The sequence below is a fragment of the Paenibacillus sp. FSL R7-0302 genome (assembly GCF_038006885.1).
Classification (GTDB): Bacteria; Bacillota; Bacilli; order Paenibacillales; family Paenibacillaceae; genus Paenibacillus_AQ.
In genome coordinates, this window is the sequence record NZ_JBBOWB010000001.1 from 2,513,828 (window position 1) to 2,536,127 (window position 22,300).

The following is a 22,300-nucleotide window of genomic DNA, read 5'->3' on the forward strand; positions in this document are numbered from 1 at the left end:
ACCTAACCCCAAAACACTAACCAGCAGCCAACAAACAGAATCACCCAATCGCGCGACAGCATCCAACGCCGTAACCGCAAAACCCGGTTACAAGGGTAACAAACAAAACCCTTCAGTTTTCTAATAGGGGACAGTCCCTAGACAGAAACGGGAGGGTTCTTAGGGTTCGTAAGGAAACAACAAAATCTAACCTATGTGTTAACGTTCTACTACAATGTTTACTGGGCTGTTAAAATCAGCGGTCCATCTGCAGTGATGGCAATGGTGTGCTCATACTGCGCGGACAGCTTGCCGTCCGCCGTTCTCGCTGTCCATTCATCATCGTCGATGGTGATCTGGTATGTGCCTTCGTTAATCATCGGCTCAATCGTAAATACCATGCCTTCTTTGAGACGGATGCCTTTGCCGGCGGTGCCGATATGCACGTAGCTCGGCTCCTCATGCAGGCTTCTTCCGATGCCATGCGCCAGCAGATCGCGTACGACCGAATAACCATGTACTTCGGCATGCTGTTGTATGGCCGATGTGATGTCACCCAGCCGTCCTCCCGGAACAGCCCGGGCGATCCCCAGATCGAGGCACTCCTTCGTTACCTGCATTAATCTCTGCGCCTCCGGCCCAATCTCACCGACAGCGTAGCTCATGCATGAATCTCCGAACCAACCCCCGTATTGCGCAACGATGTCCAGCTTCAGCAAGTCGCCTTCCTTCACGACCCGTCTGCTGGATGGAATGCCGTGTGCTACCACATCATTAATGGATATGCAGGTCTCCGCAGGGAATCCGTTGTAGCCTTTGGTGAACTGCTTGCCGCCTAGCTTGGTGATATGCTTGGCTACCAAATCATTAATTTCAAGCGTAGTGATTCCGGGTACAATCCGCTTGGACACCTCACGGTAGCAGTCGGCCACAATTTGGCTGGCTTGCTTCATCTCTTCAATTTCTCTGGGGGATTTAAGAATAATCATGCTGTGTGTATCCGCTCCTTCATCCTTTAATAGTTTCAATCTTTTATAGTTTAAGAACCCTGACGATCTCCGGTGCCACTTCATTCAGCTGTCCCCGCCGGAGGGACAAAGCAGCACAGCCAACCAGAGCGGCTAACAGCATCTCTGTATATTGTAATCCAGACGGCGCATCGACTACTGTCCCTCCAGGAGAAAGTGATTCCTCCGTAAGTCCAGTGCCAAGCATCATGGACAGCGGGGTCAGTACCTCCCGCCGGAACTCGGCAGTGAGCGGGGAAGAACGGGCTTCAGGCAGGGAAGGGAATCCCTCACCAGCCTGCTTACACAGCAGATAGATAGCGTGATCCTCCGCCCATAGCTGCAATAGCCGCACCCCGGCGGCAGAACCCTCCAGCGGGATCTTTAGCGGTAGCCCGGGCTCTGCCATAGACGGGGACTTCAGCCATTCCCCGGCCCGGTCGAGCGCATCCCATAACAAGTCGTGAAGCAAATCACCCTTATTGCTGTAATAATGATAGACCGTACCATAACCGAGACCGGCCTCCGCAGCCACATCCCGGATTTCTAATAAAGGCCCTTTATTCAAAAATACGTCCGCTGCTGCTTTGCGGATCTGCACCAGCCGCCGCAGCCGGATATCTTCGTTCTGTTCCTTCGTGCGGGGAGTCATCTTATCCGTTCACCTCATTTATTTTAGACCTGCTGTCATGTCAATATAAAACATCGGCAGGCAAATGGCAAGGGAAAATCGTTGAACCAACCCTCTGGACGTCACAAAAAAACCGGATAGAACATCATCCGGTTTATGCTCCTCAAGCCCAGTGCTCCGGATGCCTTAAGGATTCCGGCAGCTTGGTGGAAGGGCTGCCTTGCGCAGCTTGCAGCTGCGCCTGAGTCAGGAAGAGGCTGCCCCGCAGATCGGCTCCGCGCAGATTCGTGTCACGGAAGTCCGCGCCAATCAGATCGGCGAACCGCAGGTCAGCGCCGCTGAGATCTGCAGCGATCAGATACGCGCCCCGTAAGCTGAGACAGCGGAGGTCGGCTCCGCGCAGCTTGGCCCCAATCAGATCGGCCCCGCGGCCATAATTCTTCTGGCGCTTCGGAGCCGGGGAGAGCTGCTTGCGGGCAGCGGTGCGCGCCAGCTCGCTGGCACGCAGCAGCAGCTCGTTGACTTCAGCGCGGTGCAGGGGCACTTCGAGCTGAAGCAGCTTGTCCGGGCTGAGCAGGGTGAGAGTCTGCGTCTGCTCCAGCATTTTGATAAGCGAATCATGCAGGGTCTCGGCCCCGCGCAGCGTGAGTGCCTCGTGCAGATACCATAGCAGCTCATGCAGCTGGCGCATTACGGGAAGAACCTCGAACATCTGTCCTGCAGTCTCGGGAGCCTGACGCCAGTCGCGTCCGCCATAGGTCAGATTAGAGATTTTCTGCCCGGCCCCGAAGCAGTCGTATACTGTACATCCCCGGAAGCCGCGTTCTCTTAGCTCAGTATGAATGCCGCAGAGGAAGTCCTCCCGCAGATTGGGACAGGGCTGTCCGGCAGGCTTGTCTATGGCGAAGTCTGAGGAAGCAGAGAAATGAAGCGCTGCGCAGCATAGCCCGAAGCAGTTCAGGCAATCCGATTGCAGCTCCGGCAGTCCGGGATTCGTAGGGAATTCAGTAGATGAATGATTGTCTAACAAACGTATTCCTCCAAAAAATAAATGAGATTAACATAGCGGTCATGCAGCTTACTGCGGCGGTTCATTGTCCATACGGCGTTCAATCGCCTCCGACATCGTTTTATCTGTGAGATGGGCATAGATCTCGGTAGTCTCAGTAGAGGCATGGCCCAATTGTTCCTTCGTCCGGTAGATGTCATTCTGCAGGTAATAATCGGTGGCAAAAGAGTGCCGCAGCTTATGCACGGTCAGATAAGGCTTGCCGAACCGTTTGGCGTATTTGATGATCATCTCCTGGATCGCCCGTTTGGTCATCCGTTTGCCTTCTTTGCTGCCGTTGGGCAGGGCGATGAAGAGCGCTTTTTCCCGTTTCGGCGTCTTGTACCTGCTCTGGCGGAGGCTTAGATACAAGCTGAGATCATCCTTCGACTGTTCCCGGAAATAGACCGGGGTCTTGAAGGTCTCGTCGTTATGACCCTTGCGGAAGACATAGAGCAGCTTATTGTTGACATCCAGATCATCCACGTTCAGGTTGACCACCTCGGAGACGCGCAGGCCGGAATTCAGAATCAGACTGGCAATACAGGCATCCCGTTCACGGTTAAGCTGCCAAGAATAATAAGCCTGCTTATTGGCTTCCACAGCTGTGCCATATCCTTCATAGATGTAGCCAACGAACTCCAGCAGCTCCTCGTCCTCCAGAATTTTACCTTTAAGCTTGGCGGCGGTATCCTTCGGCTTGTGAATGCGTTTGATCTCAACCTTCGCCATAATGTTACGCTTCAGCAGCGGGTAGAAGTTCTCATCCTCGGCAATCTGGCTCAGATAATGGAACAGCGAGCGCAGCGCAGACAGCTTACGGGATACGGTCACCCGCGAATTGGCATTCTCAGCCCGGGTGGTCAAGTGCAGACGGTAGCCGACAATGCTGTCCATATGCAGCGTCTCCAGCTCAAGCAGGGTGATGTCAGCATTGCTGGCCGCAACAGAGAGACCTTCACCCCGCAGCCAGCCGAAAAAGGATTCATAGTCCCGGATATACTCCAGCAGCGTGGAGGGGGACAAATCCGGCCGTTTATAGTCGATAAACTGCTGGACAAACCAGGGCATCTGCGGCAGCCGCTGATCCAGGTTTGCCCGGTCGGTCGCTTTTTGAATACTGATGAGCTTCACCTTCTTTATAGTTTCCCCAAGGGGGAGGGCTGTCCTTCTATCTTACCATGTTTCTGGCAAACCTTGCTCCTGATGAGACAAAGTTATATGATGGGTAGTAAACGAAAACGGCAGAGGTGAACCTTAATGGAACTTGGAATCGAGCTGGTTCCTAAAGAGCAGAAGCAGATTATCAGCAGATTGATGCAATTCTATTTGTATGACTTTACCCGCTACCTGGAGCTGCAGGTGGACCGTGAAGGGTTGTTCCCCTCCTATCCCGGTCTGGAGGCTTACTGGAACAGCGGTAAAAATAAATTTGCCTACCTGCTCACCGTAGACGGCAATGTCGCAGGCTTTGCCCTGATCGACCGTCTGCTGCGCGACCCGGAGGGCGAGTTCTATATGACGGAGTTTTTTGTGATGCAGCGCTACCGGCGCAGCGGCGTAGGGACCTGGGCGGCACACCGGCTGTTCGACATGTTCCCCGGCAACTGGAAGGTGTCTCAGATTCGTGCCAACACCCCTGCGCGGGACTTCTGGCACCGGGTCATCGGAGCTTACACCGGCGGTGATTTCCAGGAGCGGTTCAACTCCCGCCAAGGCAATCCGAGTCAATACTTCAGTACATTAAACACTAATAGAGTTAAGAAATAAATTTACCTGTTCCTGGCAGACTTCAGCGCAACTTTGGATCGTATCCGGCGTCTGGTAACTGAGGTGATTAGATTGTCCAAGCAAATAAGCTTATGGGCAGCGGGCTGTATAGCGGTTGCAATAGCAATCAGCACAGGCTGCAGCAATGGGGCGGATCAGAGTTCTTCGGGTGCAGAGCGTACGGATCAGCCGTCAGCAACGCCCGCGGCCGCTACGGCTACAATAGCTGCTCTTGCGACCGCGGTTCCTACTCCGACTGCAACAGCTGCGCCTGCTGTTAAATCCGTGTCGCTGATTCCCGAAGTACGGGACTATTCAGGGAGTGGCAGGGGCTACGAGCTGGATGGCGTCAATGTTCAAGCGGATTACTCCGCAGACCCGACTTTACCGCTCGGGGTGTTTTTGTCGGAGACGATGATCCGGTTTGAACAGGACGGAAGAACGGCATGGGGGACTGCGGACAAGCATAATTATATTACGTTGATTAAGCTAAGCTCTGAGAATGGTACAAAAGGCGGGAAGTTCGAACCCGGTACAGACCCGGGACTGCTGAAGTTCAAGGAATATGAAGGGAGCAGGGTGGAGGGGGACCGGAGGGTTGAGGCATTTATTTTCACAGCCCACAAGGATTCTTACCAGGCCGAAATTCATATTCAAGATGAGCAACGGGATGCGCTGCTTCCACTCTTCACATCCATGCTGAGTAGTATTGAATATATGGAGAAGCAACCGTCAATTAAGCCGGGAGTCTTCTTCAAGGTCCCTGATGTAGGCTCCAGTCCGGGCAACAAGCAAGCGCTCCAGGAGACACTGGACTGTATTGCAGCCTGGGCCGCCGGAGACAAAGAGAAGTTCGCTGCCACGATGTATTCACCGCTGCTTAATGACAACTTACAGTACTTGCTGGATCATAAGAATGTTTACCGTTTCCATAAACTGACCGTAGTCGGAATTCCTGTCGAGGGAGCCAAACGGGCGGCCTTCTATGTGGAGTTTACGCAGATGACCTCTGAGGGCTATATTACGGAGAGCAACAATGAGATCTCCTTGCTGCTGAATAAGCAGGGAGAGTGGAAAATCGCTAGTATTGATTAGGCAGAGCACCTTCCGAAGTTCGAAAGCTTGAGACACCTGCGGGGTTTCAGGCTTTTTTGCCGTAATGTATAAATGATCACAACCTTTCCAAGTACCGGCGGCTATAATCTAAGTTGAACGATGTTCAAAAACATTACAGTGTTCAATCCAGCGGAACAGCAACACTCTGACAGAAGGAGTCTAACGATCATGGGCAAAGCAGAGAGACAAGAGCAGGAGCGCGAAGCGATGCGTAATCTGATTCTCACTACGGCGGGCGAGCTGCTGGCGGAGAAGGGGATCAGGCAGCTGTCGATCCGCAAAATCGCGGAACGGATGGAGTATTCGGCCGGCATTATTTATCACTATTTTCAAGGAAAAGAGGAGATTGTGGAGCAGCTTCTTCAGCGGGGCTACCGGGAGCTAATGGGCGGACTAATTGCCGGATCGGAGGCCTCACCGGATGAAGAATCTCCAGAAGAGCGCTTAAGACGCACGCTGAGACAGTTCATTAAGGTCACAACCGTTGAAGGCTCACAGTACCGGAGTATGATGCTGAATGATTCGCCGTCCGTGCTTAGCCACACCGGGGTGTTGCATCAGGGAGCAGCCCTGGAACGCAGCGGGATCGCGGGTCTCTGTGAGACGCTCCGTCAATTCAGCGGGATGGCCTCCTGCGAGCAAAGGGAGCTTGAACTCACTGCCCAAATCATCTGGAGCGCAGCCTTCGGGCTGATTATGAGGCTGATGGTGGAGGGGAATCTGCCTGAGGGGCAGAAGGAGGCTCTGATTACCCGGCACATAGAAGCCATGGTGCATATTGCACAAGGATCGGAGGATTAAGATGAGACATAGACGAGCCATTACCTTTTTAACGTGGATGGTGATCATGCTCGGTGTTGTTGCGTCAGGCATCGGGCTATTTTCAGGTGAAGGATCTGAGAATGAGGGGAGCCATCCCATCTTCACCTCCATCCGGGGAGAACAGATTGAATTGTACGGAAGCGGAATCTACAAGAATGATTCTTTGTCCGCAGCAGCCCAGGCTATCGCTCAGGATGGCGTTACTTTAGTGGTGGGCATTCCTTTGCTGCTTGTATCCCTACTGCTGAGTCTCAGAGGAACAATACGGAGTCGGCTGCTGCTTGCTGGAGCGCTCGGATACTTCACCTATACCTATGCTTCATATTGTTTTCTGGCTATGTATAATGATCTGTTTTTGGTCTACGTCTTGCTGTTCTCGGGCAGCTTATTTGCATTTATTTTGGTCTTTCGCTCGGTGGAGCGGGAGGGGGTATTAATGACAACACAGCTTCCGGGTAAAAGCATTGGCTTCATCCTGCTGCTGATCGCCTTCCTGATTATCATGCTATGGCTGGGCCGGATTGCCGGCGGCTGGCGGAATGGAACCGCGCCTGCTCTGCTTGAGCATTACACCACGCTGGTGATTCAGGCACTTGATTTAGCTGTATTGCTTCCGCTCATGGTGCTAACAGGGGCATTGCTCGTCCGCAGACAGTCTTACGGTTACCTTCTGGCTCCTGTTGTCCTGGTAAAAGCTGCAACCCTGCTGACCTCCATCTCCTCCATGATGATTGGAATGTTAAGGGCAGGAGTTCATGTCTCCATGGTAGAGTTGATCCTGTTTCCAATGTTCAATCTGGCAGTCATCTGGTGTCTCATTCTTGTACTGCGCAACGCGCAGGAACCCGCATCCCCTGCAAGACCATTACCTATAGAATAGAGGCGGACCTAATGAGCAATCGGATCTTGATCGTGTATGCAAGCAAATACGGATGCACCGAAAAAGCCGCATTACTGCTGCAAGCCAGGCTGAACGCGGCCAAAGTGGTGAATCTGAGAACTGGCAAGTTGCCGGTTCTAACTGGCTATGACACAGTAATCCTAGGCGGCTCCATCTACTATGGCAGAATCCGTAAGGAGATGGCTGCATTCACAGCCCAGCACAAGCAGGAGCTTTTAACCAAACGGCTGGGACTGTTCATCTGTGCAGGAATGACAGGGGAGAAGGGAGAGCAGGAGCTTAAGCAGGCTTATCCTGAGATCCTCTACAACAAGGCGCTTGCCAGGGAGATCATGGGCGATGAGATCTACCCGGACCGGATATCTGCGCTCGATAAGTGGGTTCTGCGGATGGTAAAAGGTAAGGAGAACAAGACAGGAGGCGGGCTGTCCATGGATAAGCTGGAGCGCTTTGCGCATACGATGTCGGCAGGGGAGTAGAGGGGCGGGAACCAAGGGTGTCGGCAACGGAAATAAACGTTACTATATTGTAGCGGCAACGCGTTATAACGTCGGGGTATAGAAGTGACATAAAAATAATTATGTTAACCATAAACAATGAGTAGTATGAAAAAGCATGAAAAACACACCTTTCCCGCCTCCTTAATTACATAATTTCAACATATGAAAAATTCACAATAGGAAAACCTAAAATATCCGCTCCCCTTACCACATCACTCAAACCCATACGCTTGAAGGACTTAGCCATTAACAAAGGAAAAAGTGAGGCCCAAACCTGCCAAAGCAGGGCTTCGCTGACAACCGTCCGGGCGAGGTTTCGTTATTGACATGGACTTATGGGGGTCAGTAGGCTTTGGAAAAACAGCACCTGCTGGAGGCGATTTTGCAGATTTACTGAGAATACGCCTAAGTAAGTGCCATTTTTCAGACTGTTGCCCCAGCAGGGGCCGTTCGTTCATTAGCAAGTGTAGCAAATCCAACTCTTCCCGTACTCCATCCAAAAGCCCGTTACACCGGGGCTACTGTAAGCTGATCCGTCAACTGGAAGGCTAGGTTCACGGATTTCAGTGCATGTTCCAGCGCCAGGCAGGAGTCCGTCTCGTCCCGGAGAGACAATAAGGCATGCCGCAGGCTTTTCTCATAAGGATTGTTCGGGGTCACCGGGATAGCCGTCTTGCCCGCAGAAGTATAACGGGTTAGCCTGGCTTCAACCTCTCCGTTCGCAGCATTAGTCTCGTGGAATACCAGCTTGCCGCGCTCAAAATACGCTTCGTAACCAACCGTGAACGGGTACGCCTCCGGCATTTGTGAAGAGACGGTTATGTGCGCGCTAACACCAGCGTTAGTGAAAGTAGCATGAACCAGCGCCTGACCGTCCACACCTCCAGAGGTCCCACAGACGGAAGAGGGTACAGGGGTGTCCAGCAGCCACGCGATAGCATCCAGATCATGAATCATCAGATTGGCAGCGATCGCGGACAGGCCCAGATCCCCCCACACCGGGGCGGTCTCCCTGCGGAAGCTGACATGCAGCAGTTGGCCGTAGGTGGATTCACGGGCGGACTGCTCCAGGTATTCATAGGCATAATCGAATTTGATGAATTGATTGACCAGGATTCTGCGGCCATACCGCTGTTCGGCGTCCAGCAGCTCCCGCCCTTCTTCCGGCTCCAGAACAACCGGCGTCTCGCAAAAAACATGTTTGCCCCGTCTCATCGCCTCTACCGCATAGGTCTTATGTAGCGCAGACGGCAGGCAGATATCCACTACGTCAATCGAGGGATCAGACAGAATGTCCTCAGCATTCATCGTAATCTCTACCCCCAGCTCTTCCTTCAGCTTTAGCAGCTTGTCCTCATTTCTCCCGAAGACGACGATCCTGTTCACGAACTCCATTTGCTTCAGAAGAGAGGCGTGATACGCCCCGAACCCAGTTCCTAATATGCCAATATTCATTTGCAGCAGCTCCTTGATTTTGATACATTCATCTTAACGCAGTATTGTTGACAACAGAGTGGCAAGAATAGTTGACGAATAAGAAGGTTTGGGGGAGAAGCATGCGGCTGCACCGATTGATTGCTATACTTTTACTGCTTGAATCCCGGGGCCGGATGAAGGCGAACGAGCTGTCCATCGCCCTCGAAACGTCCGTCCGCTCCATTTACAGAGATATCGATGTTTTGGCGGAATCGGGAATTCCGCTGGTCACCACCACCGGGCCGAACGGCGGGATTTCGCTCATGGAAGGCTATACTGTGAGTCTGCGGAGAATGCATGGGGAAGAGGTGGTCCAGCTCTTTTTGACCGGGATGGGAATGCCGGCGGGCGGTTCAGGAGAGACCAGTCTGCTGCTCAAAAATGCGCTCCTGAAGCTGGAAGCAAGCTTGCCCGCTCCCTATCAGGAGGATATCCGTACCGCGCAGCGCCGGTTTCTGTTCGATGATACGCCGTGGTGGAGCGGTCAGGTAGCGGTGCCGTATCTTGAGATTCTGCGCACTGCAGTGTGGCGGGGACGGAAGATTGCGGCAGAGTACCTTAAGGTGAATGGGGAGAGCTCGCAGCGGAAGCTGCAGCCTTATGGACTCATCGTGAAGCAGGGGGAATGGTATCTTGCCGCCTATTGCGAGAGCGCCGGGAATCTGCGGACATTCAAGTGCGAACGGTTCACAGCTGTTACTTTATTGGAGGAGACCTATGCCATCCCTGAGCAGTTCTCCCTGCAGCATTACTGGCAACATGCAGAGCAAGCCTTCGTTCAGAACAGCAGAGCGCGGGAGTTCTATCCGGTGGTCATCCGTACCCGTGTTAAGCATGAGCAGATGTTGCAGGGGCTGGAGGTCATGAATACCGGATCTGATGGAGATGCCTGGATTTTTACTGTAAATATGTACGATTATAGCTCGGCCTGTGCAAGGGTGCTGCCGCTACTGGTTCATGCTGAAATTGTGGGGCCGCCAGAGCTGAGAGAGTACGTCAGCAATCAAGTGCGAGTGTGGGATAAAATGTATAATCGCAGCAAGGAGACATAATCGGTATTATGTTAACTGTTTCAACAATCGAAGAGTGAAAATAATAAGCCCCAGACCTTGCTTTTCAGCAGGTTTGGGGTTTATTGACTTTGTTGAACCGTACCTTTTCCAAATATAAGAGGATAGAATTCAATTACGGAACATTATACGATAAACTGTATAGAGGTTTAGATGTCAGCTTACTTAACAAAAGGAGGGCTTGAGATGCTGCGGGGGCTGATCCTACGGTTGAGAAGAAGTAAAATGCGCACCAGACTGCTGCTCCTGTTCACCATGCTGACGCTGCTGCCGTTAAGTGTGCAGGGAATGGTGACGTACCGTCATTTCTCCTCCACCCTGAACGAGAAAACAAAGCAATATACGGTGGATGTCGCCGGACAGGCCAACGCCAATCTGGACAGGCTGCTGAAGGATCTGGAGCGGTTGTCGCTGATGCCACTGTATGACGAGCAGGTGTTATCTATTCTGGCTAAATACGATGGTCCTATGGGCTCAGGCACATGGGCGCTGTCTGATGATTATCAGAAAATGAAGCTATATACCTCTGCACAGGCCTACGACCGTCCGGAAATCCGGGGGATCCATCTGCTGAGCAACAGCGGAACCCTGTTCTCCAACGTGGAGCCGCTGGCGGTCAACACCTCATGGGATGGCAGGCATGACGAATGGTTCAGCGCCTTGGAGCAGTCGGACGGCGAGTGGATCATTCTTCCCCCGCATCATCCCTCTTATTATGCCGGAACCGACCCCTCAGCCTATATTTCGGTAGCCAGGGTGATCAAGGAACCCAGAACACTGAGGCGTCTGGGCTACATACTCATCGACGCTAAGCAGTCAGCCTTCGGCTCCGTCTTCTCTAAGCTGAAGATTGAACAATCCACGAACCTGATGATCATTGACGGAGACCAGCGCTTGCTGTATGAGCAAAAGCCGGATAACGGGCAGTCAGCCTACGGCGAGCTGATGGGCTCCGGGCGAATCAAGGACCTGCATGGCGGGGAGCGGGAGAGGCTGGGAGGCACAGATTATTTGTTTGTCAGCCATAAGTCTCCGTATTCGGGCTTGTCCGTCATCGGCCTGACTCCCATTGGAGTGATGCTGAAGGAATCGCGCGCGATGATGATTTTCACGTTATGGCTTGCCCTTTTTTGCCTGGTGACGGTGCTGTTGCTCGCTTATGCGGTATCGTACCGGATCACCCTCCCTCTGGTGGAGCTCAAGAGCAATATGTCCAGGGTGGAGCGGGGGGATTTCAACATGCGGGTCAGTCCGCTGGGGGGAGATGAATTCGGGCAGCTCGGGCGCGGATTTAATAAGATGATGGACGAAATCAACCGCCTGTTTCATGAGGTACTCGTGATTGGACTCCGGGAAAAGGAGGCTGAGCTGTCCGCCCTGCAGAGTCAGATTAACCCGCATTTTATCTATAATACGCTGGAATCGATCAATATGATGGCCGTCCAGCGCAGGCATGATGAGGTATCGGATATGGTATCCGCACTGGGCAAGCTGCTTCGCTATACGATTGACAAGGCCGGCCGGCTCGTATCGCTGGGGGAGGAAATCGCGTTCGTGGACTCCTATGTCCGTATCCAGCAGATCCGCTTTGGCGGTAAGCTGACGGTGCATAACGAGATTGAAGAGGATGTGCAGCATTTGCGCATTCCGAAGCTCACCATTCAGCCGCTGGTGGAGAATGCCATCGATCACGGGATCGCCGGGCGAGAAGAAGGGACGATCTGGGTGTCAGCGCTGCGTTTTGACAACGAGCTATTGATTACGGTGCGTGACGACGGGAACGGCTTAGAGGAGGAGGAACTCACGGCGCTGAACCGGGAGATCGAACAAGATCCTTCCATGGATTCGCTCCGGCGCAGCGAGGAGGAGAGTCTGGGGCTGCGCAATATCGGCCAGCGGATCAAGCTGCTGTACGGGGAAGGCGGGAGCCTCACGGTTGACGGAAGTCCGGGACAAGGGCTGGCTGTGACTATTACGATAACGATACCGGAATCAGGGGGAGAAGAGAATGTATAAAGTGCTGCTCGTAGAGGACGAGATCGTGATTAGACAAGGGATGCGCGAGCTAATTAGCAGGTCGGCGCCCTTTTTCGAGGTGACCGCTGAAATGCCGGGCGGACGGGAGGCGCTCCTGTACTTAAAGTCCGAGCTGCCGGACGTAATGATTACCGATATCCGCATGAAGGAAATGGACGGACTGGCGCTGGCCGGGAAGGTGAAGTCGATGTATCCCGGGCTGCTGGTCATCATTGTGAGCGGATACGGCGAATTTGAATATGCCCAAAAAGCTATAGAATACGGAGTTCTTCATTACCTGTTAAAGCCCGTAGAACGCCATGAGCTGGTTAGCGTGATGGAAAAAGCACGGCTGCTGCTCGATAAGCGTCATGGCATAACTTCCCTGGAACAGACGCCAGGCCCGCTGCGGGTGGAGAGCGGAGGAGATACACGCAAGATCATACGGGATGTTAAGGAATATGTCAGACTGCATATTGACGGTGATCTGCGGCTGCAGACGGTAGCTTCCCATGTCAATCTGAACGCTACGTATCTGAGCCAGCTGTTCAAGGGAGAGGCGGGCTGCAATTATTCAGACTATGTAACCGATTCCCGGATGGAACGTGCGAAATGGCTGCTCAGCCATACCCAGCTCAAAATATATGATGTGGCCCGGTTATCCGGCCATCAAAGCCCGAAGCATTTCATGCTTGTGTTCAAGCAGCAGACGGGGATGACGGGGGGAGAATACCGTAATCAATTTAATAATCAAGAGTGAAGTGTTAGTTAATCTAACGTAAAACATAAATATAACGAACCATTCCTGTATTTTGGATGATTTCTACACCGAATACGTCTCCTTTATACTAAAAGAGTCATTAAAACTAACATATCAAAGGGGGATGTTCATGAAAAAAGCAGGAGCAGTGCTTCTTTCAGCCATGCTGCTGGGCTTGACGGCAGGTTGTGCCAAGCCCGCAGCAAGCGGAAATGCCGAGAGTCCCGGGAAACAGGAAGATGTGGAGTTAAAGTTTCTAATGTGGGGCAATCAAGGGCATATGGATGTGTACAACAAGCTGATCAGCCAATTTGAAGCAGACAATCCGGGCATCAAGGTGACTATGGATTCGGTTCCCTTCACCGATTACCAGCAGAAAATATCGGTGCTGGCCGCAGGGAAATCCCTTCCGGATATCGCCTGGGTCTCGGAGCGGATGATCCCGCAGTTCAAGGCCAACGGCATTCTGGCGGATGTCTCCTCCTTCAAGGACGATGCTTCCTTTAACCTGGACGATTATATTCCGAGCACGCTAGATTTGTTCCGGGACGGGGATCAGTTGCTTGGCCTGCCGTTCTCGACACCGCCGGTGGTCATGTTCTACAACAAGACGCTGTTCGACAAGGCGAATCTGACGGACCCGAATACGCTGGCTTCCGCAGGGAAATGGACCTGGAAGACCTTTGAGGAATCGGCCAAAGCGATTGCTGTCAAAGATGCTGGGGGGCGGGTGTATGGCGCGAACTTCTTCCGTGACTGGAAGACCTGGGCCATTCTGTCCTCGTACTCGTGGTCTTATGGAAGCGGCCCGTTCAATGAGGATCTGACCGCGTTCACCTGGAATGACCAGTATGGCGTGGAGACCATGGAGCTGCTGGAGAGGATGATGTATGAGGACGAATCCCACCCGAAAGCAGGCGAACAGATTAGCTTCGATGCAGGGAATCTGGGCATGTTCTTCGACAACTACAGCTATGTCTCGAAAGCGCGTGAGATTACAGGATTTGAATGGAGCATTGCGCCGATGCCGTCCGGCTCCGCAGGCAGTGTTCCGATGCTGGGTCAAGCAGGCTATACGCTGTTCAAGGACAGCAAGCATCCGGAGGAAGCCAAAAAGCTGCTCAAACTGTTCGCCAGCCAGTCGGGGATCGAAGCGACATCCACTTATTTCGTGCCGCCGCGTACATCGGTGCTGAGTTCCGATGCGTTCCTGAATCAGCCGAACAACCCGCCAGCCGAGCACATCGTGCAAGCTGTTATCGATGAAATGCCGAAGGCGCGCATCATTCCAGGCCACATCCGCTGGCAGGATATCGACAATGCGGTGCTGCAAGGCTTTGACCGCCTGTTCGGCCAATCGGCGTCCGCCAAGGACAATATGGCGAAGATGCAGACTGATGTCGAGGCTATTTTGAAATAAGACTCCGGGCAAGGGACCGTCAACCGGCGCTCAGCAGAGAGCAGCGTCCGGCTTGACGGACTGCCCGAAACAGGGAGCGAAATACAATGGGTAAATTGAAGCAAAGATTGGAGCAAAACGTCCTGTCCTTGATCATCAGCCTTCCTGCCAATGATGTAAGACTGGCGAAGGCAGCGCTTGAGGAAGGCGCGGATGCTTTGAAGGTTCATTTTAATGTCGGCCACCGGGCCAGTGGTACTCATTTCGGTCCGCTTGACAGCTATGAGGATATTTTTAGTGACATCCGGTCTGCCTTTGACGGTCCCTTTGGGGTAGTGCCCTCCGGCAGCTTAGAGGGTGTGGCGGAAGAAGAGATCAGGCGGCTTGCTCCGCTCGGGTTCGATTTCTATTCGATCTATGCCCATCATCTGCCATCCTTTATGCTGGAGGACCATGGATTGGACCGGACCTTTGCCATTAATGACACCTATGATCTCAGTCAGGTTCAGGCGGGGGCGCAATTCGGGATCACGGCGCTTGAAGCTTCCATTGTGCCTGGCAGCGAATACGGTACGGCCCTCAGCTTCGCAGACCTGTTGAAATACCGGTATCTGGCCGACCATTCCGGTCTTCCCGTGCTGGTGCCTTCCCAGCGCAAGCTGGTAGAGGGAGATGTTCCTGCCTTGCAGCGTGCCGGAGTGAAGGCGATCATGTTAGGTGCGGTGGTGACGGGCAAGACAGAAGATGAGCTGCGGCGTGCGGTTAGCTCGTTCCGTGGTGCAATAGACAAATTGAGCTAGGGGGCGGTGAATTCCGGCATGAACAGAAAGGTCAAGAGACGAAACAAGGGTCCGCTTGCCCGCGAGGCACAGGTGACCGGATGGCTTTTTATATCGCCAATGCTGCTTGGTTTCACGTTATTATTGTTATTTCCGATGGGGAAAGCGCTCTATATGAGCCTAAATGACTGGCCGCTGCTTGGTGAGCACCGGTTCGTCGGTCTGGATAATTACAAGGATATTGCGGTGGACCCGCTGTTCTGGAAGGTCTTCGGCAATACGGCTTATTTCACGCTGGGTCTGGTGCCGTTTAACATTGTGCTGGCTCTGATGCTGGCGCTGCTGTTATCCAGAAGCTTGAAGGGCATCGGCGTCTTCCGCACCGCGATCTTCGTTCCCGTGATGACTTCGCTGATCGTATGGTCCATCGTCTGGAAGTATATGTTCGCCACCGATTCCGGGCTGATCAATCAGCTGCTGATGCTGTTCAACATTAAAGGGGCCGCCTGGCTGTATGATGAGAGACTGGCGATGCCAGCCGTTATTGTGACAAGTGTGCTAAAGAACGTGGGGCTGAACATGGTGCTCTTCATCGCTGCGATCCAGCAGGTATCGCGTTCATTATATGAGGCGGCTGAGCTGGACGGGGCAGGCAAGACCAAAACCTTTTTCAACGTGACCCTGCCTATGATTACGCCCACCGTATTTCTGACCGTGGTGATGACCGTAATCGGCTCGCTGAAGGTGTTCGGCCAGATCTATGTCATGACCCAGGGCGGACCGAGTAACAGCACCAAGGTGCTGGTCTATTACATCTGGGAAAAAGCGTTCAAGCTGTTCCAGATGGGCTACGCTTCGGCGCTGGCATTTGTGTTGTTCTTTGTCGTGTTGATCTTGACTCTGCTGCAGTGGCAGCTGCGAAAGAGGTGGGTATTCAATGAAGGCGACGCCTAACAACAGCAAAAAGTGGTCTGTAGCAGGAGTGTATGCTGCATTAACGGCGGTATCGCTGATTATGCTTGTTCCGTTCCTGTGGATGCTGTCCACCTCCTTCAAACGGCCGCAGGATATTTTCACCTACCCGCCGCAGCTGATTCCGCCGGTATTCCAGTTTCAGAATTATGTGGATGTTTTTACGCTGATCCCGTTTCACCGCTTCTATTTTAACAGTGTCTATATCTCGTTTGTCGTCGTGGCGGGAACGGTATTTTTCGCTTCGCTGGCCGGCTATGCGTTTGCCAAAATTCCCTTCACCGGCAGAAATGCCGTGTTCCTGGTGCTGCTCAGCGCCATGATGATCCCGCATGAAGTGACGGCGATCCCGATGTTCCTGTTCATGCGCGACCTGGGCTGGATCGACACGCATCTGCCGCTGATTCTGCTGCCGATCTTCGGTGCAAGCGGCGTGTTCGGAATCTTCGTCATGCGGCAATTCTTCATTACTGTACCCACGGAGCTTGAGGAGGCGGCGATGATCGACGGCTGCAGCCGGTTCCGCATTTACTGGACAATTATGCTGCCGATTGCCCGTCCCGGCATGGCGACACTGACGATCTTCACGTTCGTGTCCATCTGGAATGAGTTCTTCGACCCGCTTATTTTCATTAATACGCGTGAGCTGATGACTTTGCCGCTGGGATTATCGTTGTTTACAGATGAAGTGGGCACTTCCTGGCATTATCTGATGAGCGCCACCGTCATGGCCACCGTGCCGCTGCTGATCGTCTTCTTCCTGGCGCAGAAGCGGTTCATCGAGGGCGTAGCCATGACAGGGCTGAAGGAATAGCACACATAAAGGAGTGGATGATATGAATCCTGCAATAGAGGCAGATGTCGTTATCGTGGGGGGCGGCCCGGCAGGAATCACGGCGGCCATTGCTGCCGGACGGCTGGGGGCACAGACCGTGCTCATTGAACGTTACGGGTTCGTGGGCGGGATGTCTACCGCTGCTATGGTCTATCCGTGGATGACCTTTCATACCGATAGCGGCGAGCAGGTGATCAAGGGCATCGCCCAGGAAATCGTAGACCGGCTGCAGGCAAACGGCGGTTCGCCGGGCCATCTCCGGGATACGGTAGGCTTCGTGCATACGTTGACGCCGTACCATCCTGAGATTTATCAAGTGGTAGCTACAGATATGCTGCATGAAGCTGGGGTGAAGCTGCTTCTGCACAGCTTTGTGGATGAGGTGCTGGTCAGTGACGGCGCGATTGAACATGTCGTGGTGACCAATAAATCCGGGCGTACGCCTGTAACGGGGCGCATCTTCGTGGATTGCAGCGGAGATGCCGACGTAGCGAAGCTGTCCGGGGCTGAAACGCTGCAGGGCCGGGAGGGGGATAATCGTTCCCAGCCGATGACGATGAAGTTCAGAATGCGCGGCGTTGATTTGCACAAGGTCAAAGCGTATATGATCAGCCATCCCGAAGAGTTCTACAGTAAAACACCGATCGCTGAACTGCCGGACCTGCCGCTCACCGGGGTAAGCGGATTCTACTCGCAATGGAAGCGGGCCGAGGTGCCGATTAACCGCGATCAGGTCTTGTTCTTTGCCGGTCCGGCAGATGATGAGGTGCTGATCAACTGCACCCGCGTCCAGGGACTGGACGCAACGAATGCGGAGGATCTGACCTTGGCGGAGCAGGAGGGGCGCAAGCAGGTGCTGCTCATGGCCGAGTTTCTGAAGCGCGACGTTCCGGGCTTCGAACGGGCTTCGATCTCAGCGGTTGCACCGCAGATTGGCATCCGCGAATCGCGGCGGATTAAAGGCTATTACCAGCTGACCCAAGAAGATGTCATAGAAGGCCGGAAGTTCAGTGATGTCATTGCCCGCAGCGGCTACCCGATCGACATTCACGATCCGTCCGGCAAGGGGGTAACGGCTTCCTTCATCGCCGGAGACGGCGCTTACGACATTCCGTACGGTTGTCTGCTATCCGCCAATGTGTCCAATCTGCTGGCTGCAGGCAGATGCATCTCGACCTCGCACGAAGCGCTGGCCACGACCCGCCTGACGCCAAGCTGCATGGCCACGGGCCAGGCGGCCGGAACAGCAGCGGCGCTCGCGGCGGCCGCAGGAGTAAAGCCGCAGGCGCTCGATATCCCGCAGCTGCAGGAGCAGCTAAAGCGGGATGGGGTAGTTTTATAGAGCTGCGGAGCGGGAATATAGTCGGAAAACCGATTACATTGGGCACTGGGAGGGTCCGTGGGCGGAATGTAATCGGAAAACCGACCACATTGGGCACTGGGATGGTTCGTAGGCGGAATGTAGTCGGAAAACCGATTACATTGGGCACTGGAATGGTTCGTGGGCGGAATGTAATCGGAAAACCGATTACATTAGGCACTGGGAGGGTCCGTGGGTGGAATGTAATCGGAAAACCGATTACATCGGGCTAGTGTAGCGGCGTTTAGTTGCAGTATAATCATTACTTTGCAACATAACAATTATTATGTTAACCTATTAACGATCACAAGAGTTAAAAACAATGATAAGTATATATTGATAAACCCCAAACCCGCTTTACAGCAGGTCTGGGGTTTATTAATGTGTTCAACGTCTCAAGCGCCAACCCGCCTTGCTTCACTTGCTTCGGCGGCCTCGCGGATGCGGAGTCTTTTATGCGCGGTAATCAGGAAAGGAAGGCCGAGCGCCGTGGTCAGCGCAAGCGGTACGAACACCGCAGGGCCATTCAGAGCGCCGAACTGATCCAGCAGCAGTCCTCCAAGGATAGGAGCCATTACACTGCCCAGATTATTGAAGCCAATCGTACCGAAGTAGGTGCCTTTCCATTCCGGCTTGGCGATTCGGTCAATCAGCATATCCATCATCGTGAAGAGCAGGACTTCCCCGACAGTGAACAGAACCACGCTGAACATCAGCAGGGGCACCCCTCCAGGCATTCCGAACAGCAGCAGACTAAGGGCTACGCAGACATTGCCCAGAATGAGCGGGATAATCGGCGCGAACTTGCTGGCTGCACGCACGATAGGATACTGTACGACCAGCACCGTCACTGCATTAAGCGACAGCATATAAGAGAAGACTTGGCTGCCATTGCTGAAATGGGTGTTCATCGCCAGAAATTGCGCCAGTGTAGAGCTGAAGTGGCCATACCCGAGGACGCAGAAGATGGTTCCCAGCAGAACGGGCAGAAATACCTTATCCCTTCCGGTGACCGCGAGCGCATCGAGCAGCTTCGGCGTCCGGGCTTCTCCATGCACAGGCAGGCTGGCACGGTGCACCGAGAATTGCAGGAACAGAACAAGTCCATAGGCGATATAGACGATCCCTGCGATTACGAACGGGAAGGTGGACTTGGCGGAGCCGAGCTGGAGGCCGATAATCGGACCGAAGACCACACCCAGATTCACCGCCGCATACCGCAGATTGAAGACCAGCAGCTTTTGCTCCGGCGGGGTGATATCTGACAATAATGCCCGTGAAGTTGGTTCAAATACGGCGCGGCACAGTCCGTTGAGCGTGTTCACCAGGAAGAAGACCCATAAATGCTGCGCTGCAGCGAAGCCGAAGAATACGCAGGCCCAGCCGAACACGGAGACCAGCATGACGATCCGGCGCCCGATCACATCCGAGATATAACCGCCGTAGAAGCTGATCATTACCCCTGCCAGCGAGCTGACGGCCACGGTGAACCCGGTCTGGGTAGCGGATGCGCCAAGCACCTGCGTGAGATAAATAGAGAGAAAAGGAATGCTCATTGAAGTAACCAGCCGGCCGAACATCGTTCCAATGATGATGGTCCAGGCCAGCGGGTGAATGTGGCGCAGATGTTGTTTCATTTGAATCCCCGTCTCCTAGTCCATGTTTTTGAATATGAAGCATACTTCTTATCGAATGATTATGTATAATTGTATAGAACAAAGGGGGAAATAAAAGTGTAAGAATTATATGTCACTTTTCACCTTTTAAAAGGGGGTTGATCATATGGACACCAGCAGCACGCATTATCTCTGTTTGGCCGCAGCCTTGGCTCCGGCATATAACCTCCAGCAGCCGGTTCCGGTGACGATTGAGCAGTTGACCGGTATCCTGTGCTGCACACCGCGCAATGTGAAGTTTATTCTGCGGAAGCTGGAGGAGCAGCAGCTGATTGCCTGGATACCCGGAAGAGGGAGAGGGAATCGCTCGCAGATGACTTTTTTACGTCATATAGATGAGGTGCTGGAGGAGAGATTTCAGGAGTTAGTCTCCAAAGGCCGGATTAAGCCTGCCGTCGAATTGATTGGTCAATACCCGGTTAACGAGCCGCTCAAAGAACGCCTGCTGGCAGTTCTCGATAAGCAAATGGGCTTCTGGAGCGAACCCGGCTCCACATCCGGGCAGGAGGTGCTGCGAATCTCCCGTAACCGTGCGATGGAGAAGCTGGACCCGGCCACCGTATACACCGCTTTTGAGACCTATTTGCTGGGGCATATTTGCAGTACCCTGATTACTTATGATGCACAGAACGGGGTTTTCCTGCCGGGGCTGGCCCACACGTGGGAGGCTAACGAGAGCAGTACAAGCTACCTGTTCTATCTGCGCAAGAGGGTGCGGTTCCACCACGGCCGCATGATGACTTCCCGGGATGTAAAAGAAACCCTCCTACGTCTGATCGGACTTAGAAGTCCGGCGATCTGTCATTTTGAGGATATCATTCATGTGGAGCTGGAGGGGGACTACCGTATCCGGTTCGATCTGGTGCAGCCTAATTTCTTCTTCCTGCATCTGTTCAGCTCGATCTATATGTCGATTGTTCCTTACGATGTGGATTTCGCTGTGCATCCGGTTGGCACGGGGCCCTATCAGGTAGCGGATCTGAGCCAGGATGTGCTTGTACTCAGCGCTTACGATCTTTACTACGGAATCCGTCCTCTGCTGGACAGGGTCGAGATCTGGTACCTGCCGCATTTGGCCTCGGGGATACGTCAATATCAGCTGACGGGTGCCAGTACCAGTCTGAGCAGTGTGGCCGCAGCAGAGGAGGGAAGGAGCCACAGTATCGATTATCCGGCTGTCGGGTGCAGGTACGTTCTGTTTAATTTTCGAAAAGAAGGCGTACACCATCATCCCGCGCTCCGGCAGGCCATGCGTATCCTCTATAATCAGCTTGCCCTGATTCGTGAGCTGGGAGGCAACCGGATTATGCCGGCAGGCAGCTTCCTTCCCTGGCAGAGCAGCAAGTATGAGTTCGCTGAGCCACAATTGGAGGAAGCGCGGGCGATGCTTGAGGAAGGCGGATACAGAGGAGAGGCAGTGAAGTTGGCCTACCGGACCTGTAAAGAGGATCAGGATGAGGCGATTTGGCTGCAGGAGCGCAGCAGGGAAATTGGATTACAGCTTGAGCTGTATCCTTTAGGGGAGTATGATCTGCCGGACTTGATGAACCAAGCGGATCTTGTGATCTGCGAAGAAGTACTGGAGGATGACTGGCAGTGGGGGATGATTAATTATTTTCGCAATGAGTCGAATTATCTGCATCACCTCTTGCTGGACAGCCAGAAATCTGAGTTGACAGAGCTACTGATGCCTTTCGCCCGGCTGGCCGCCGGGGAGAGGGCAGAGGTACTGGAGCTGGCCGAAGGCAAGCTGCGTGATAACGGTTGGGTACTGTATGGCTGTCACATGAATAAAAAAGCGCAATTAAGTCAGAATCTGTTCGGACTGGAGCCCGGCTCCTTCGGATTTTTGGATATCTCCAAGCTGTGGGTGAAATCGGGGTTTGAGTAGGCACAAAGAAACGGTTGCTTTCCTGAAGGGGAGAGCAGGCCGTTTTTTTGTGCAATAACCTTACAACTTGATTCAGACCGCTTGCTGCTGCTTACCGTCACATTTCTTGCAGACCGTCAGCTTCTCACCCTCCGGGCCTTTGCCGAAATACAAAAGCTTGATCCGGGTGCTTCCGCAGATCGGACAGGTGCCCCTGGCCCGGGAGGGGGTAATGTAAAGTGCTTTGCCGCGCTTATTCTTGGACATGTGTTTTCCTACTTTCATCTGTAATACTCTATCCTATGCCCGGGTG

21 protein-coding genes are annotated in these 22,300 nt (G+C 53.4%); 14 read left to right on the forward strand and 7 right to left on the reverse strand.

Features of this window, described 5'->3' with window-relative positions; genetic code table 11:
* Positions 1 to 218 precede the first annotated feature (218 nt).
* From map to xerS, 4 genes are all read right to left on the reverse strand, one after another.
* Positions 219 to 968: a type I methionyl aminopeptidase gene (gene map, locus MKY96_RS11010; RefSeq protein ID WP_340940343.1), complete on the reverse strand. Its 750-nt coding sequence runs from the start codon at positions 966 to 968 to the stop codon at positions 219 to 221.
* A 43-nt stretch (positions 969 to 1,011) separates the two neighbouring features.
* A complete protein-coding gene (locus MKY96_RS11015) occupies positions 1,012 to 1,638 on the reverse strand; it encodes a TetR/AcrR family transcriptional regulator (RefSeq protein ID WP_340940344.1) in 627 nt (208 codons plus the stop codon).
* Positions 1,639 to 1,780: 142 nt separating this feature from the next.
* Complete coding sequence (locus MKY96_RS11020; protein ID WP_340940345.1) at positions 1,781 to 2,647, reverse strand: pentapeptide repeat-containing protein; 867 nt, start codon at positions 2,645 to 2,647, stop codon at positions 1,781 to 1,783.
* Between the two features lie 48 nt (positions 2,648 to 2,695).
* The gene (gene xerS / locus MKY96_RS11025) at positions 2,696 to 3,790 is read right to left on the reverse strand and encodes a tyrosine recombinase XerS (RefSeq protein ID WP_340944526.1); all 1,095 of its coding nucleotides are present in this window, start codon (positions 3,788 to 3,790) and stop codon (positions 2,696 to 2,698) included.
* A 135-nt stretch (positions 3,791 to 3,925) separates the two neighbouring features.
* Here xerS and MKY96_RS11030 point away from each other — a divergent pair, with 135 nt between their 5' ends.
* The 5 genes from MKY96_RS11030 to MKY96_RS11050 all read left to right on the forward strand — a co-directional run bounded on the left by MKY96_RS11030 (position 3,926) and on the right by MKY96_RS11050 (position 7,753).
* Positions 3,926 to 4,435: a GNAT family N-acetyltransferase gene (locus MKY96_RS11030; protein WP_340940346.1), complete on the forward strand. Its 510-nt coding sequence runs from the start codon at positions 3,926 to 3,928 to the stop codon at positions 4,433 to 4,435.
* Between the two features lie 72 nt (positions 4,436 to 4,507).
* Entirely contained in the window at positions 4,508 to 5,530 is a 1,023-nt protein-coding gene (locus MKY96_RS11035) for a hypothetical protein (RefSeq protein WP_340940347.1), read from the forward strand.
* Between the two features lie 189 nt (positions 5,531 to 5,719).
* The gene (locus MKY96_RS11040) at positions 5,720 to 6,352 is read left to right on the forward strand and encodes a TetR/AcrR family transcriptional regulator (protein WP_340940348.1); all 633 of its coding nucleotides are present in this window, start codon (positions 5,720 to 5,722) and stop codon (positions 6,350 to 6,352) included.
* 1 nt (position 6,353) lies between these two features.
* Positions 6,354 to 7,253 (forward strand): hypothetical protein, encoded by a 900-nt coding sequence (locus MKY96_RS11045; protein ID WP_340940349.1) that lies wholly within the window; start codon positions 6,354 to 6,356, stop codon positions 7,251 to 7,253.
* Positions 7,254 to 7,264: 11 nt separating this feature from the next.
* Positions 7,265 to 7,753 carry a flavodoxin domain-containing protein gene (locus MKY96_RS11050; protein ID WP_340940350.1) on the forward strand — a complete coding sequence of 163 codons (489 nt, stop codon included), beginning with the start codon at positions 7,265 to 7,267 and terminating at the stop codon, positions 7,751 to 7,753.
* 528 nt (positions 7,754 to 8,281) lie between these two features.
* Here MKY96_RS11050 and MKY96_RS11055 read toward each other — a convergent pair.
* Positions 8,282 to 9,229 (reverse strand): Gfo/Idh/MocA family protein, encoded by a 948-nt coding sequence (locus MKY96_RS11055; RefSeq protein WP_340940351.1) that lies wholly within the window; start codon positions 9,227 to 9,229, stop codon positions 8,282 to 8,284.
* Between the two features lie 116 nt (positions 9,230 to 9,345).
* Between MKY96_RS11055 and MKY96_RS11060 the strand changes: the two genes are divergently transcribed.
* The 8 genes from MKY96_RS11060 to MKY96_RS11095 all read left to right on the forward strand — a co-directional run bounded on the left by MKY96_RS11060 (position 9,346) and on the right by MKY96_RS11095 (position 18,423).
* Positions 9,346 to 10,302 carry a helix-turn-helix transcriptional regulator gene (locus MKY96_RS11060; protein ID WP_340940353.1) on the forward strand — a complete coding sequence of 319 codons (957 nt, stop codon included), beginning with the start codon at positions 9,346 to 9,348 and terminating at the stop codon, positions 10,300 to 10,302.
* A gap of 243 nt (positions 10,303 to 10,545) precedes the next feature.
* Entirely contained in the window at positions 10,546 to 12,336 is a 1,791-nt protein-coding gene (locus MKY96_RS11065; protein ID WP_340940355.1) for a cache domain-containing sensor histidine kinase, read from the forward strand.
* Positions 12,329 to 13,096, forward strand: coding sequence for a response regulator transcription factor (locus MKY96_RS11070; RefSeq protein ID WP_340940356.1), 768 nt, complete (start codon positions 12,329 to 12,331; stop codon positions 13,094 to 13,096). The genes MKY96_RS11065 and MKY96_RS11070 overlap by 8 nt, the downstream gene beginning before the upstream one ends.
* 130 nt (positions 13,097 to 13,226) lie before the next feature.
* Entirely contained in the window at positions 13,227 to 14,516 is a 1,290-nt protein-coding gene (locus MKY96_RS11075) for an ABC transporter substrate-binding protein (protein ID WP_340940357.1), read from the forward strand.
* A gap of 86 nt (positions 14,517 to 14,602) precedes the next feature.
* A complete protein-coding gene (locus MKY96_RS11080) occupies positions 14,603 to 15,295 on the forward strand; it encodes a hypothetical protein (protein ID WP_340940358.1) in 693 nt (230 codons plus the stop codon).
* Between the two features lie 18 nt (positions 15,296 to 15,313).
* On the forward strand, positions 15,314 to 16,228 hold the full coding sequence (locus MKY96_RS11085; RefSeq protein WP_340940359.1) for a carbohydrate ABC transporter permease: 915 nt from the start codon (positions 15,314 to 15,316) through the stop codon (positions 16,226 to 16,228).
* The gene (locus tag MKY96_RS11090) at positions 16,212 to 17,060 is read left to right on the forward strand and encodes a carbohydrate ABC transporter permease (protein WP_340940360.1); all 849 of its coding nucleotides are present in this window, start codon (positions 16,212 to 16,214) and stop codon (positions 17,058 to 17,060) included. The genes MKY96_RS11085 and MKY96_RS11090 overlap by 17 nt, the downstream gene beginning before the upstream one ends.
* Before the next feature lie 13 nt (positions 17,061 to 17,073).
* Positions 17,074 to 18,423 carry an FAD-dependent oxidoreductase gene (locus tag MKY96_RS11095; RefSeq protein ID WP_340940361.1) on the forward strand — a complete coding sequence of 450 codons (1,350 nt, stop codon included), beginning with the start codon at positions 17,074 to 17,076 and terminating at the stop codon, positions 18,421 to 18,423.
* A gap of 413 nt (positions 18,424 to 18,836) precedes the next feature.
* Here the strand turns inward: MKY96_RS11095 and MKY96_RS11100 are convergent, their stop codons facing one another.
* On the reverse strand, positions 18,837 to 20,078 hold the full coding sequence (locus MKY96_RS11100; RefSeq protein ID WP_340940362.1) for an MDR family MFS transporter: 1,242 nt from the start codon (positions 20,076 to 20,078) through the stop codon (positions 18,837 to 18,839).
* A 145-nt stretch (positions 20,079 to 20,223) separates the two neighbouring features.
* On the opposite strand from MKY96_RS11100, the gene MKY96_RS11105 reads away from it, so the two are divergent.
* Positions 20,224 to 22,008 carry an ABC transporter substrate-binding protein gene (locus MKY96_RS11105; RefSeq protein WP_340940364.1) on the forward strand — a complete coding sequence of 595 codons (1,785 nt, stop codon included), beginning with the start codon at positions 20,224 to 20,226 and terminating at the stop codon, positions 22,006 to 22,008.
* Positions 22,009 to 22,080: 72 nt separating this feature from the next.
* On the opposite strand, the gene MKY96_RS11110 is transcribed toward MKY96_RS11105, so the two are convergent.
* Positions 22,081 to 22,254, reverse strand: coding sequence for a hypothetical protein (locus tag MKY96_RS11110; RefSeq protein ID WP_340940365.1), 174 nt, complete (start codon positions 22,252 to 22,254; stop codon positions 22,081 to 22,083).
* Positions 22,255 to 22,300 lie beyond the last annotated feature (46 nt).